Here is a 12,604-nt window from a genome sequence, read left to right on the forward strand (position 1 = left end):
CGCAGGCGGCGCCGCACCGAGATAGATGATGCAAGTTGATCAAGAAGTAGATACCCGCGGGCTGAACTGCCCGCTGCCCATTCTCAAGGCCAAGAAGGCCTTGGCCGGCATGCAAAGCGGCCAGCTGTTGAAGGTGGTGGCCACCGATACCGGCTCGATCCGCGATTTCCAGGCCTTTGCCAAACAAACCGGCAATGAACTGGTGGAGCAGCAGACGCTGGGCGACGAGTTCATTCATATTCTGCGCAGGCGCTGAACGGGCACTGCGGAATGCGGAGGCAAAAAACAAGGCCTGCAGTGATGCAGGCCTTGTGCTTTTCAGTGCTTGCTCAGGGGCGCAAGCCGCCAACTGGCTGGTCTTTTACAGCTGCAGCGCTTTGAGGTAGCTGCGGAAGTCGTCGCCCACATCGGGGTGCTGCAGCGCCAGCTCTACCGTGGCTTGCAAAAAACCTTCTTTGCTGCCGCAGTCGTAGCGCTTGCCGCTGTACTGGTAGGCGTATACGGTTTCGTGCTGCAGCAGGCGCTCGATGGCGTCAGTCAACTGGATTTCGCCGCCCACGCCTTGTGGCTGGTTGCGGATTTCGTCGAAGATACGCGGCGTGAGCACATAGCGGCCGGCCACACCCATTCGCGAGGGCGCCACTTCCGGCGCGGGCTTTTCCACGATTTGGTCAATGCGCATCAGCGGGCCGCCAGCCGGCTCGCCTTTGACGATGCCGTAGCGGCGCGTATGCTCTTGCGGCACTTCTTGCACAGCCAGCAACGAGCGGCCTTGCTTTAAAAAGGCGTCGGTCATTTGCGCCATCACGCCTTTGCCGCCGGCGGGGCCGGTCATCAGGTCGTCCGCCAGCAGCACGGCGAACGGTTCGTTGCCTACCAGCGGTTCGGCACAGAGTACGGCGTGGCCCAGACCGAGCGAGCGCGGCTGGCGCACAAACAGGCAGTTCATGTCGTCGGGGCTGACGCTGCGCACCAGCTCCAACATGGCGTGCTTGCCCGCGCGCTCCAGCTCGTTTTCGAGCTCATACGCGGTGTCGAAATGGTCTTCAATGGCGCGCTTGCTGCGACCGGTGACAAAGATCATGTCGCGGATGCCGGCCTCGTAGGCTTCTTCCACGGCGTACTGAATCAGCGGCTTGTCCACCACGGGCAGCATTTCTTTGGGAGATGCCTTGGTAGCGGGCAGAAAACGGGTGCCTAGGCCGGCAACCGGAAAAACGGCTTTGCGAACACGGATCGGTGTGGTCATAAATGCTCTGTTTGTGGCTGCAAGCCAAGGCCGCAGCTGGCGCAATCGTTGCGCCTTTTTTGTTTGTTCAGCGCGCATTATGCGGCCAATTACTGGCCGCTGTAGCGCGCTGCGGGCTGGCGATCAGCCCAGGCGCTGCAGTTGCTCTTGCAGCTTGGCCAGCGTGGCGCTCTTTTCTGCGACGCGGGTACGCTCTTGCTCCAGCACGGCAGCGGGAGCCTTGGCCACAAAGGCTTCGTTGCCCAGCTTTTTCTGCGAGCCGGCAATCTCGCCTTCCAGGCGCGTGATTTCCTTGCCCAGTCGGAGCTTTTCAGCGGCCACGTCGATCTCGACGAACAGCGCCAGGCGGGCATCGCCCACCACCGAGACGGGTGCGTTCTGGGCTTCGGCGGCCCAGATGTCGGCGTCTTCGAAAATCTTCACGTCGCTGAGTTTGGCCAGATTCTTCAGCACTGCTGCGTTGTCGCGCAGGAACTGCAGGCCTTCGGCCGTGCCGTCAATGGCCAGCAGCGGCACGCGCTGGGCGGGCGAGACACCCATTTCACCACGCAGTGCACGGCAGGCGTCCACCATCTGCTTGATGCGGGCCACGTAGGCAATGGAGGCTTCGTCGATCTTCTCGGGCTGGGCTTCGGGGTAGCGGGCCACAGCGATGGAGTCGCCCTTCAGGCCGGCCACGGGAGCCACTTGTTGCCACAGTTCTTCGGTGACGAACGGGATGATCGGGTGGGCCAGGCGCAGAATCGCTTCGAGCACGCGGATCAGCGTGCGGCGGGTGCCGCGTTGCTCGGCTTCGTTGCCGGTCTGGATCTGCACCTTGGCGATTTCCAGATACCAGTCGCAGAACTCGTTCCAGACGAAGTCGTAGATGGTATTGGCCACGTTGTCCAGGCGGAACTCTTCAAAGCCCTTGGCCACTTCGGCCTCTACCTTTTGCAGCTGCGAGACGATCCAGCGATCGGGCTGGCTGAAGCTCATGTAGCCACCAGCGCATTCGGCGGCGGTGTGTTCCTTCAGGCCGCAGTCGTAGCCTTCGCAGTTCATCAGCACAAAGCGCGAAGCGTTCCACAGCTTGTTGCAGAAGTTGCGGTAGCCCTCGCAGCGCTTGGAGTCGAAGTTGATCGAGCGGCCGAGCGAGGCCAGTGCGGCAAAGGTGAAGCGCAGCGCATCAGCACCGTAGGCGGGAATGCCTTCGGGGAACTCTTTTTGCGTGTTCTTGCGCACTTGCGGTGCGGTTTCGGGCTTGCGCAGGCCGACGGTGCGCTTGTCCAGCAGCGGTTCCAGTGCAATACCGTCGATCAGGTCGACCGGATCGAGCACATTGCCTTCGGATTTGGACATTTTCTTGCCCTGCGCATCGCGCACCAGGCCGTGGATGTAGACATGCTTGAACGGCACGCGACCGGTGAAGTGCGTGGTCATCATGATCATGCGCGCCACCCAGAAGAAGATGATGTCGTAACCCGTCACCAGCACCGACGAGGGCAGGTAGAGGTTGTAATCGTCATCGGCCGCATCGGTCTGGTTGGGCCAGCCCATGGTGCTGAAAGGCACCATGGCCGACGAGTACCAGGTGTCCAGCACGTCTTCGTCGCGGCGCAGCTTCTTGCCGGGAGCCTGGGCCTGCGCCTCGGCTTCGTTCTTGGCAACGTAGATATTGCCTTCTTCGTCGTACCAGGCGGGAATCTGGTGGCCCCACCACAGCTGGCGCGAGATGCACCAGTCCTGGATGTTGTTCATCCACTGGTTGTAGGTGTTGACCCAGTTCTCGGGCACAAACTGCACCTGGCCCGAGGCCACGGCGTCAATCGCCTTTTGCGCGATGGATTTGCCCGTGGGGTCTTGCTCGCTCACCTTGCTCATGGCGATGAACCACTGGTCGGTCAGCATGGGCTCGATCACCTGGCCGGTGCGGTCACAGATCGGCACCATCAGCTTGTGCTTTTTGATCTCGACCATCAGGCCCAGCGCTTCCAGATCGGCCACGATGGCCTTGCGGGCCACAAAACGGTCCATGCCACGGTATTTCTCGGGCGCTTCGTCGTTGATCTTGGCGGTGAGGTCCAGCACCGTGATCATCGGCAGGCTGTGACGGATACCGACCTGGTAGTCGTTCTGGTCGTGCGCAGGCGTGACCTTCACCACGCCGGTGCCGAATTCCTTGTCTACATACTCGTCGGCAATGATCGGGATCTCGCGGCCCACCAAAGGCAAGGTCACGGTCTGGCCGATCAGGTGCTTGTAACGCTCGTCTTCGGGGTGGACCATCACGGCCACGTCGCCCAGCATGGTCTCAGGCCGGGTCGTTGCCACCACCAGATTGCCTTCGCCGCTGGTCAGCGGGTAGGCAATGTGCCACAGGCTGCCGTCTTTCTCTTGGTTCTCGACTTCCAGATCCGACACGGCCGATTGCAGCACCGGGTCCCAGTTCACCAGGCGCTTGCCGCGGTAGATCAGGCCTTGCTGGTAGAGCTTGACGAAAGTTTCGGTCACCACCTTGGACAGCTTGTCGTCCATGGTGAAATACTCGCGGCTCCAGTCCACGGTATCGCCCATGCGCCGCATCTGCGTGGTGATGGTGTTGCCCGATTGTTCCTTCCACTCCCAGACCTTGGAGACAAAGCTCTCGCGGCCCAGGTCGTAACGGCTTTGGCCAGCGGCTTGCAGCTGGCGCTCCACCACGATCTGCGTGGCAATGCCGGCGTGGTCGGTACCCGGGATCCAGGCCGTGTTGTAGCCCTTCATGCGGTGGTAGCGGGTGAGCGAATCCATGATCGTCTGGTTGAACGCATGGCCCATGTGCAGCGTGCCGGTCACGTTGGGCGGTGGCAGCTGGATGGCAAAGTTCTTGTGCTCGGCCACCGACTCGGCATTGGGCTTGCCCGTGCCGCGATAACCGGCGTGGCCATAAGCACGCTTTTCCCACTCGGGGCCCCAATGGGCTTCGATGGAAGCGGGCTCAAAAGACTTGGACAGGCTGTCGAGGCCCGGCTGGGAGACCGTTGGGGTGCTGGTGTCGCTCATGGTGTTATCAATGGAAAACGGCATCGCGGGTGGGGATGCCGTTAGAAAGCAAAGCAAAAGATGCGGAGATTTTAGCCCGCCCGCCAGCGCAACCGGCCTGCGTGGGCATGTGCGCCGTCGCCCAGACACGACGCGCCGAGCGCTTGCTCCCAAAAAAAGAGCTGCCAGCGCTTGCAATTTAAGCGCTGACAGCTCTTTTTTGGGTTTCTCTCAGGCTGGCGCTGAGCCAACCTGGCCAGGCCAACCTGGCCGAACCGGATGGATTACTGCTTCACCGCTTCGATCTGCAGCACCAGACGTACTTGCTTGGGGAAGCCGTAAGCCACGCCGTAGTCCACGCCCCATTGGGTGCGGTCGATGGTGGCTTCGAAGTCGCCGCCGCAGACTTCGCGCTTTTGCAGCATGGGGCTTTCGTAGCAGCTGAACTTGTTGGCCTTGATGGTGATCGGGGCGGTCTTGCCCTTCAGAGTCAGCTGGCCGGTCACTTCCTTGAGCTTGTCGCCGTCGTAGACAAACTTGTCGGAGACGAACTTGGCGGTGGGGAACTTCTCGGCATCAAAGATTTCGGCGCTTTGCAGGTGCTTGTTGAAGGCGGCCGTGCCGGTGTTGACCGAAGCGATTTCCAGCTCGACTTCCACCTGGCCGGTCTTGCCTTCCTTGTCAAAGGACACGGTGCCGCTCTTCTTGTCGAAACGGGCACGGTTGGTCGAGGCGCCGAAGTGGTCGATCTCGAAGGTGGCAAAGGTGTGGGTGGGGTCGATGGCGTAAGTCGCTGGCGCAGCGTGGGCGGCGGTGGCAAACAGGGCGGCAGCGGCCAGGGTGAAAACGGTGGTACGCATGGAGGGACTCCTTTTCTACAAAATCAAAAACTAAAACGGGTACTGCCAGCCTTGGTGGGGCCAGTGCGGGCAGCGCGGATCTCTGGCAATTACAGCTTGCCAACGCCTGTCAGGGCCAGCTTGAACTGCACGTTCACTTCGTCGGCCACCATCGAGGTGTCGGCCCAGTCGCCATCGCCGATCTTGAAGCTCAGGCGCTTGAGCGGCAGGGTGCCGGTGGCCGTGGTGGTGGCGCCAGATTGGCTCAGCGTCACAGGCAGGCTTACCTTCTGGGCATTGCCCTTGATGGTGAGCGTGCCATCGACCTGGAACTTGCCACCGCCCAGGGCCTTGACGGCGCTGGAGTCAAACGTGGCTTGCGGGAACTTGGCGACGTTGAACCAATCGGCCTTGGGCAACTCGGCATCAGTTTCCTTGGCGCCCATGGTGGCGCTGCCGGTGTCTACGCTGAAATGGATCTTGCTGGTTTCGGGCTTGGCAGCGTCGAAGGCGATCTTGGCATCGAACTTCTGGAAGTGGCCCTTGATGGGCACGCCCATTTGCTTGGCTTCGAAGTTGATGGCGCTTTGCGCTGGCACCAGCGCTTGCTGGGCAAAAGCGGGGGCAGCGAAGGCGGCGCTCAACGTGGCAGCGAGCAGGGTGGATTTGAGCAGGGAGGTCATGAGGTTCAGGCTCCAAAAACAAGGGGTTGGTTCAGATCGACGGTACGGCTGTTCAAGCGCGTCCGGGCAGCATGCGGGCCAGCAGGCCGTCGCGGTCGATCAGCTGGTGTTTGATGACGGCGGCTACGTGCAGCACTACCAAGGCAGCCAGCGCGTAGGCCAGATAGCCGTGCCAGGGTTTCAATGCTGCAGCCAGTTCGGGGCTCTTGCCCACCAGGTCAGGCAGCGGCAGCACGCCGAACAGCACGATGGGGAAGCCAGCCGCCGAGCTGTAAACCCAACCCAGCAGCGGAATGGCGAAGAACAGCACATACATCAGATGGTGCACGCCATGGTGGGCCACGTGTTGCCAAGCTGGCATGGTGCGGGTCACGGCCTCGGGCAAAGCCGGTGGGCGGTGGGTGATGCGCCAGACGATGCGCAGCACCGACAGGATCAGAATCGTCATGCCGGCCCATTTGTGCCAATTGAAATATTTGAGGCGAGCAGGCGAGAAAGGCAGGCTGGTCATGTACAGGCCAAAGGCAAAGATGCCGATGAGCGCCAGGGCCAGCACCCAGTGTATGGCGATGGCCGTGCCGGTGTAGCGGGAAGCGGGAGGGTTGTTGCTTGTCATAAATCAGAGGTAGCGCGCTTGGCGCTTTACCAAGTGCGAAGCGAGTGTAGGAGTGCCAAGGGTGCGTTGGGTTCAGCCCGATTGATGTTGGGATTCAAAAGAATTGAATTGATTGCTGCACGCCGCACAAAGTTCCAGAATTAATGGTTATTTGCAAATACCTGGTGGCAGTGAGGGCGGGGTAGTTGGCATCTGCCCATCCCGCCAGTGGCTGAAGGCCCCTGCGCAGCATGCAAATACCTGTCAGACGAGCGTGTCCGCCGCGCCCCGGGCAAACCCCAGTCCCCATTTCGGGGAAAACCCCATTGGTTGCAGTTCATGAATGCAAATAAATTTGCATTGACGCTTCGCATGCAAATTTGCAATTCTTTTTGCTGAGCCGCTGGCGGTTCAGTGCCATGACCACAAGCCGCTGCGTGGCGCCAGATCTTCCACACGAAAGGGTAGTGATGACATTCAAGTTCAAGAAACTGCTGGCCATCAGCATGGTCTCGCTGGCGGCTGCCGGGGCTGCTCAGGCGGCGCAATTGGTGGTGGCTACTGATACGGCTTTTGTGCCGTTCGAGTTCAAGCAGGGCGAGAAATATGTGGGTTTTGACATCGATCTGTGGGATGCGATTGCCAAGGAGCTCAAGCTCGACTACCGCCTGCAGCCCATGGATTTCAACGGCATCTTGCCGGCTTTGCAGACCAAGAACGTCGATGTGGCGCTGGCCGGCATCACCATCAAGGACGAGCGCAAGAAGGTCATCGACTTCTCCGACGGCTATTACGACAGCGGCTTCATGATCATGGTGCCCGCCAACAGCAAGATCAACGGCGGTGAAGACCTCGACGGCAAGCAGATGGCGATGAAGACCGGCACCTCGGCCGTCGATTACGCCAAGGAGAACTTCAAGAAGACCGAGCTGCGCCTGTTCCCCAATATCGACAACGCCTATATGGAATTGATGACCGGCCGTGTCGATGCCGCCATGCACGACACGCCCAACGTGCTGTACTACGCCAACACCACCGGCAAGGGCAAGGTGAAGGTGGTGGGCAAACAGATGATGGCGCAGGAATACGGTATTGGCTTCCCCAAGGGCAGCGAGCTGGTGCCCAAGGTGAATGGCGCGCTGGCCAAGATGAAGGCCGATGGCCGCTACACCGCCATCTACAAAAAGTGGTTCGGCGTAGAGCCGCCACAGAAGTAAGCGGTTTTGCCACGTGGCGCGGCCTGCTGGGCGGGCGCGCTGCTTGTTGGTGGCTTGTTTTGGAACACCGGGATAAGTTGAATCAGCTGGCGCATGCGCCAGCTGCGTAGCGGGTTTGGAAATTACCTGCCCTTCACCAAAGGCGCTCAAGGCGCTGGTCGTTTTAGCGGCCCCGCCGCCGCCTTGACTCCCGGTTGTTCTCCCGATTTTTTCAACGAACCAAAGGTTCCCATGGATTTTGACTGGTCCGTCGTTTGGAGCGCGATGCCCGAACTGATGAAAGGCACGCGGCTGACGCTCTATATCGCCATTGTCGGCCTGCTGGGCGGCCTGGTGCTGGGCCTGCTCGCCGGTTTGATGCGCGCCTACGGCAACAAGCTGGTCAGCGCGATTGCACTCGTGTATATCGAGGCCATTCGCGGCACGCCCATCGTCGTGCAGGTGATGTTTTTGTATTTTGTGCTGCCACTGCTGGCGGGTTTGCGCATTGATCCGATCAGCGCTTCGGTGCTGGCCATCATGGTCAACTCGGGCGCTTACATTGCTGAGATCGTGCGCGGCGCTTTCCTCTCGGTGCCCAAGGGGCTGAGCGAAGCGGGGCTGGCCATGGGCATGCCGATGTGGCGCGTGCTGCTGTTTGTGGTGGGGCCGGTGGCTTTTCGGCGGGCGGTGCCGGCGCTGGGTAACCAGTTCATCGTCAGCCTCAAAGATACCTCGCTGTTCATCGTGATCGGTGTGGGCGAGCTCACGCGGCAGGGGCAGGAGATCATTGCCACCACCTTCCGCGCGGTAGAAATTTGGACAGCCGTGGCCCTGATTTACCTGGCCATGGTGGGGCTGCTGACCTTTGGTCTGCGCCAGCTGGAGAAACGGATGCGCATCCTATGAGCATGGTCGAATTCAAAAAGGTGAGCAAGCGTTTTGGCAAGACCGTGGTGCTCGACGGGGTGGATCTGCAGATCGACAAAGGCGAGGTGGTGGTGCTGATCGGGCCTTCGGGTTCGGGCAAATCGACCCTGCTGCGCTGCATCAATGCGCTGGAGAAAATCGACGGCGGCGATCTGCTGGTGGACGGGCTCAGCGTCAAAGGCGGCGAGCGCATGGTGCGCGAGATCCGGCGCGAAGCGGGCATGGTGTTCCAGCAGTTCAACCTGTTTCCGCAGCTTACCGCACAAGAGAACGTGGCCTTTGGCCCGCGCCAGGTGCGCGGCGCCAGCAAGGCGCAGGCCATGCAAGAGGCTGAGCAATTGCTGGCCAAAGTGGGCCTGGCCGAGCGCAAAGGGCATTACCCGTCGGAGCTCTCGGGTGGCCAGCAGCAGCGTGTGGCGATTGCGCGGGCGCTGGCCATCAAGCCCAAGCTGATGCTGTTTGACGAGCCTACCTCGGCGCTCGACCCGGAGCTGCGCCAAGAGGTGCTCAAGGTAATGCAGAACCTGGCCGAAAGCGGCATGACCATGATTGTGGTGACGCACGAAATTGCGTTTGCCCGCAAGGTGGGTACGCGCCTCATCTTTATGGAGCACGGCCATATCTCGGTCGACGGCAAGCCCGCCGAGATGATCGACAATCCCAGCAACCCGCGCCTGCGCGACTTTTTGCAGCACGTGGAATAAACAGGCTTATGTTGAAGTATTTGCAAGTGGAAGGCTCGCCCTACGAGCTGGGTCTGGCCCTGGGCCGGTTTGGCAAAGATGCCGTGCACACGCTGCTTTTGCCTAGCAGCGCCTGGGCCAGTGTGATGGCCTGGCGCGGCAGCGCGGCCGTGGCTGCCATGCAGCAGCTCACGCAAGAGCGCTTTCCCGCCATCTGGAGCGAGATCGAGGGTTTGGCAGCCGGCCTGGAGCTGCCACTGGACGAGGTGTTTTTGTGGAATTGCCGGGGCGACTTGTGGGCCATGGCGCCCGATGGTTGCACCACCGTGCTCTTGCCAGGCGACGCTGAACAAGCCGCGCAGTTGGCGCACAACGAGGACGGCTTGCCGTTCTTCCAAGGCCATTGCGCTATCGTGAAAGCCAGTGTGCGCGGCCAGTGCGAGCTGGTGTCGTTTGCCTACCCAGGCTCGATTCCGGGCCACACTTTTGCGGTCAATGCTCGCGGCTTGGGTATCACCGTCAATAACGTGCGTACGCGCTTGGTGGCTGCGGGCGTGCCGCGCATGGTGTTGGGGCGCGCTGCGCTCAATCTGGAAAGCGCACTGGCCGTCAAAAATCTGTTGCAGGATTCGCCGCGTGCTGGGGGCTTCCATTTCTCGGTGGCGCAAGCGGGCCGGCCCAGCCTCACCAGCATCGAGTTCACCACGCACCGGGTGTTGGTGGTCGAAGTGAGCAAGCCAGCCGTGCACGCCAACCACTTGGTGCACCCGGCCATGCGCAACCATCCGCAGGTCGTCACCAACTCCTCAGGCTTTCGGCAAGAGCGCGGTGAAGCCCTGTTGGCTGCTGCCGCCCAGGCCGGCGAGCAGGCGGCAGCGCTGGCTATTCTGTCAGACCAGCACAACGCAGTATTCCCGATATTGCGCTTGGCTGCGGACGACAGCGACGACGAAAACACCATGGCCACGGCCGACATGCAAGTGGGCAAGGATGCGATCCACTGGACCGTGCTCTCCGGTATGGACCGCCAGCCGCTGATGCACTTCGTCAACGCGACTTTGGCGTAAAGGTGGCTGCTGTCATGCATAAAGAGCCACCCGCCAATCTGCAGGATTTGCAGCAACTGGTGGCCGCCGTGGCGCAAGGCGAAGGCGCCGTGCAACTGGGGCGCAAAGCCATGCTGGCGCTGGCACAGGTAGTGGAGCGACCGGACGATTTTGCATTGCTCAGTATTACGGAGGCAGCCGAGCGCTATGGCGTCAGCGCTTCCACCTGGACGCGCTTGGCTGTGCGCCTGGGTTACGGCGGCTTTGCCGAATTGCAGCATGTGTTCAGGCCGCATTTCATGCCCGGCAACCCGCACTTTTACGCGCAACAAACCAGCCAGGCTTTGCAGAGCCAGCAGCCTTCTGAGGGCAAGCCAGGTGTGTTGGCCCCGCTGGTGCAGCACGCATTGCACAATATCCAGGCGGTGCCTGCCATGGTGAGCGAAGCGCAACTGCAAGCCGTGGCCGAGTGCTTGGCACAAGCGCGGCGCGTGAGCGTTTTTGGCCAGCGCCAAATGCACACTGTGGCGGCCTATTTGGGTTACAGCCTGGGTTTGCTGCGCAGCGATGTGGGCGAGCTGGGCCAAAGCCAAAGCGCTATCGCCGAAGGTTTGGCGCAGTTGGCGCCCGGTGATGTATTGGTGGTCACCAGCGTTGCGCCTTATACGCGCATGGTGGCCGAGGTGGCGCGGGTAGCGCAAGAGCAGGGCTTGTGCGTGGTGGCGCTGACTGATCACCGCGCCTCACCTTTGGCCACGGTGGCAAAGCACGCACTGTTTGTGCCGCATGCATCCAGCTTTATCAGCAACAGCCTGGTAGCCTACTTTTTGTTGTGCGAAGCCTTGGTGAACGCCGTGGCGCAAAGCTTGGGGCAGCAAGCTTTGCAAGCGGTAGAAGCCAGAGAGAAGCTGATTGCTCGATTGAATATTGAGCAATAAAGGAGCTGCTTGGGATCGCGGGAGCGCGATCAGGGCTCTTGCTGGAACGGCTTGCAACAGACGTGGTGCGGTTAGCGTCTGCGCGAAGTGCAGAAGTCCTCACAGAGCAAACAGACGTTAAGCGATTGTTGGCGCGGCTGCGCGTGCGCAGCTTTTAGACGCCAGCGCCAGCCAATGCCGCCTGCTTCCAAGCCTGGGCGGCAGCGGTGTCGTCGCCACGGGCTTCGGCCAGGTGGGCCAGGTGTTGCCAGGCGCGGTTGCGCAGCAGCGGGTCGTGCAGCGAGGGCGCGGCTTGCTGCAGCCATTGCTGGGCTTTGCCCCAGAGTTGGCGTTCGAGGCAGGCGCAGCCGGCCAGGTATTGCAGGTATTCGTCGTGCGGGCGTTGGCGCTGAGCGGCTTCGATGCGGGCCAGCCAGTCGGCGTCCAGCTCTTCCAGGCTGTCTTCGAGCACGCGCACCAGGCGTTCGGTTTGCAGGCTGGGCAGGCCTTTGCTGCCGGCGGTGAAGCGTTCCCAGGCGGGCAGCAGCCAGTCGCGCATCTGGGCGGGCGAGCCGCCGAGCTGGCGCAGGCGGCGTGCGGCGTGGATGCCGATTTCTGGCATGCTGCGCTCGTTGTTGTCGAGGCTGCGCCAGGCTTGCTGGAGCTGGTCGGGGTCGTGGGCGTCGTTGATCAGCTCCATCGCCAAGCCCTTGATGATGCTTTGCGCCGCCGCCGCAGAGAAGGCGCGGTGCTTGGCCAGCAAACGGGCCGTGTCCAGCGCGGTGAGCGCTTGTTGCAGCTGGCGTGCGGCTTTGAGCTTGAGGCGCAATGCCAGTGTGCGGCGCGCAGCGCCTTGCGGCAGCTGGGCCAGGTGGTCGAGCGCAGCGTGGGCATTGTGGTCGTCCAGCGCCCATTGCGCGGCCAGCAGTTGTGTGCCTTCGCGCAGCTCGGGCAGGCGTTTGGCGTCGGCGCTGGCGGCCTCTTGCATGGCTTGTTCCCAGTGCTGATCGCGCTGGCTGTGGTCTTGCAGCGCGTGCGAGCTTTCGGCGGCCAGCACATGCGAGAGCACGCGCAGTTGCAGGCCGTAGGGCATGTCTTCGCCCGCTTCGTGCAGGGCTTTTTCTTGGGCCAGCGCAGACAGCGCAGCCTTGCGGGCACGCACAAAGCGGCCGGCTTGCAGTTGGGTGACAGCATCGAGCGCAGCGCCGTGCATGGCGCGCTCTTTTTGCTGTACGCGCCAGCGCCGCGCTTGTTGGGGCAGCTCGAACATGACGCTGATGCCGCGCAGCGCGCCGTACAGCAGCAAGAACGAGAGCAGCAACAAGACGGCCACCATGTTCAGCGACAGGTCGATGCGGTAGGGCGGCCAGTACAAGGTGACGCTGCCCTGGTTGCTGCCGGCAAACAAGGCGGCGGCCACCGCAATCGAGAACAGGCCAATCAACCAGAGAGCGGCGCGCATG

Annotated in this window: 12 protein-coding genes; 6 read left to right on the forward strand and 6 right to left on the reverse strand. The window is 61.7% G+C overall.

What is annotated here, in order from left to right; all coding sequences use genetic code 11:
* Nucleotides 1-28: 28 nt before the first annotated feature.
* Nucleotides 29-256: a sulfurtransferase TusA family protein gene (locus tag ACFIQF_RS13330; protein WP_393943830.1), complete on the forward strand. Its 228-nt coding sequence runs from the start codon at nucleotides 29-31 to the stop codon at nucleotides 254-256.
* Between the two features lie 105 nt (nucleotides 257-361).
* Here the strand turns inward: ACFIQF_RS13330 and galU are convergent, their stop codons facing one another.
* From galU to ACFIQF_RS13355, 5 genes are all read right to left on the reverse strand, one after another.
* Complete coding sequence (gene galU, locus ACFIQF_RS13335) at nucleotides 362-1,249, reverse strand: UTP--glucose-1-phosphate uridylyltransferase GalU (RefSeq protein ID WP_393943513.1); 888 nt, start codon at nucleotides 1,247-1,249, stop codon at nucleotides 362-364.
* Nucleotides 1,250-1,372: 123 nt separating this feature from the next.
* Nucleotides 1,373-4,297: a valine--tRNA ligase gene (locus ACFIQF_RS13340; protein ID WP_393943515.1), complete on the reverse strand. Its 2,925-nt coding sequence runs from the start codon at nucleotides 4,295-4,297 to the stop codon at nucleotides 1,373-1,375.
* Nucleotides 4,298-4,536: 239 nt separating this feature from the next.
* Entirely contained in the window at nucleotides 4,537-5,112 is a 576-nt protein-coding gene (locus tag ACFIQF_RS13345) for a YceI family protein (RefSeq protein WP_393943517.1), read from the reverse strand.
* 89 nt (nucleotides 5,113-5,201) lie between these two features.
* Entirely contained in the window at nucleotides 5,202-5,774 is a 573-nt protein-coding gene (locus ACFIQF_RS13350; protein ID WP_393943518.1) for a YceI family protein, read from the reverse strand.
* A gap of 52 nt (nucleotides 5,775-5,826) precedes the next feature.
* The gene (locus tag ACFIQF_RS13355; protein WP_393943520.1) at nucleotides 5,827-6,390 is read right to left on the reverse strand and encodes a cytochrome b; all 564 of its coding nucleotides are present in this window, start codon (nucleotides 6,388-6,390) and stop codon (nucleotides 5,827-5,829) included.
* Nucleotides 6,391-6,839: 449 nt separating this feature from the next.
* On the opposite strand from ACFIQF_RS13355, the gene glnH reads away from it, so the two are divergent.
* From glnH to ACFIQF_RS13380, 5 genes are all read left to right on the forward strand, one after another.
* The gene (gene glnH / locus ACFIQF_RS13360; RefSeq protein WP_393943522.1) at nucleotides 6,840-7,586 is read left to right on the forward strand and encodes a glutamine ABC transporter substrate-binding protein GlnH; all 747 of its coding nucleotides are present in this window, start codon (nucleotides 6,840-6,842) and stop codon (nucleotides 7,584-7,586) included.
* 231 nt (nucleotides 7,587-7,817) lie between these two features.
* Nucleotides 7,818-8,474: a glutamine ABC transporter permease GlnP gene (gene glnP / locus ACFIQF_RS13365; RefSeq protein ID WP_393943524.1), complete on the forward strand. Its 657-nt coding sequence runs from the start codon at nucleotides 7,818-7,820 to the stop codon at nucleotides 8,472-8,474.
* The gene (gene glnQ, locus ACFIQF_RS13370) at nucleotides 8,471-9,199 is read left to right on the forward strand and encodes a glutamine ABC transporter ATP-binding protein GlnQ (protein ID WP_393943526.1); all 729 of its coding nucleotides are present in this window, start codon (nucleotides 8,471-8,473) and stop codon (nucleotides 9,197-9,199) included. The genes glnP and glnQ overlap by 4 nt, the downstream gene beginning before the upstream one ends.
* A gap of 8 nt (nucleotides 9,200-9,207) precedes the next feature.
* Entirely contained in the window at nucleotides 9,208-10,245 is a 1,038-nt protein-coding gene (locus ACFIQF_RS13375; protein WP_393943528.1) for a C45 family autoproteolytic acyltransferase/hydrolase, read from the forward strand.
* A gap of 14 nt (nucleotides 10,246-10,259) precedes the next feature.
* A complete protein-coding gene (locus ACFIQF_RS13380) occupies nucleotides 10,260-11,162 on the forward strand; it encodes a MurR/RpiR family transcriptional regulator (RefSeq protein WP_393943530.1) in 903 nt (300 codons plus the stop codon).
* A gap of 154 nt (nucleotides 11,163-11,316) precedes the next feature.
* On the opposite strand, the gene ACFIQF_RS13385 is transcribed toward ACFIQF_RS13380, so the two are convergent.
* The gene (locus tag ACFIQF_RS13385) at nucleotides 11,317-12,603 is read right to left on the reverse strand and encodes a heme biosynthesis protein HemY (RefSeq protein ID WP_393943532.1); all 1,287 of its coding nucleotides are present in this window, start codon (nucleotides 12,601-12,603) and stop codon (nucleotides 11,317-11,319) included.
* Between the last annotated feature and the right edge of the window lies 1 nt (nucleotide 12,604).

This window comes from Comamonas trifloxystrobinivorans (genome assembly GCF_043359985.1).
Classification (GTDB): domain Bacteria; phylum Pseudomonadota; class Gammaproteobacteria; order Burkholderiales; family Burkholderiaceae_C; genus Comamonas; species Comamonas trifloxystrobinivorans.

Coding starts and splice junctions, on each gene's coding strand:
- ACFIQF_RS13330 (WP_393943830.1), top strand. CDS start 29: ATGCAAGTTGATCAAGAAGTAGATACCCGCGGGCTGAACTGCCCGCTG.
- ACFIQF_RS13350 (WP_393943518.1), bottom strand. CDS start 5,774: ATGACCTCCCTGCTCAAATCCACCCTGCTCGCTGCCACGTTGAGCGCC.
- glnP (WP_393943524.1), top strand. CDS start 7,818: ATGGATTTTGACTGGTCCGTCGTTTGGAGCGCGATGCCCGAACTGATG.
- galU (WP_393943513.1), bottom strand. CDS start 1,249: ATGACCACACCGATCCGTGTTCGCAAAGCCGTTTTTCCGGTTGCCGGC.
- ACFIQF_RS13340 (WP_393943515.1), bottom strand. CDS start 4,297: ATGCCGTTTTCCATTGATAACACCATGAGCGACACCAGCACCCCAACG.
- ACFIQF_RS13385 (WP_393943532.1), bottom strand. CDS start 12,603: ATGCGCGCCGCTCTCTGGTTGATTGGCCTGTTCTCGATTGCGGTGGCC.
- ACFIQF_RS13355 (WP_393943520.1), bottom strand. CDS start 6,390: ATGACAAGCAACAACCCTCCCGCTTCCCGCTACACCGGCACGGCCATC.
- glnQ (WP_393943526.1), top strand. CDS start 8,471: ATGAGCATGGTCGAATTCAAAAAGGTGAGCAAGCGTTTTGGCAAGACC.
- glnH (WP_393943522.1), top strand. CDS start 6,840: ATGACATTCAAGTTCAAGAAACTGCTGGCCATCAGCATGGTCTCGCTG.
- ACFIQF_RS13375 (WP_393943528.1), top strand. CDS start 9,208: ATGTTGAAGTATTTGCAAGTGGAAGGCTCGCCCTACGAGCTGGGTCTG.
- ACFIQF_RS13345 (WP_393943517.1), bottom strand. CDS start 5,112: ATGCGTACCACCGTTTTCACCCTGGCCGCTGCCGCCCTGTTTGCCACC.
- ACFIQF_RS13380 (WP_393943530.1), top strand. CDS start 10,260: ATGCATAAAGAGCCACCCGCCAATCTGCAGGATTTGCAGCAACTGGTG.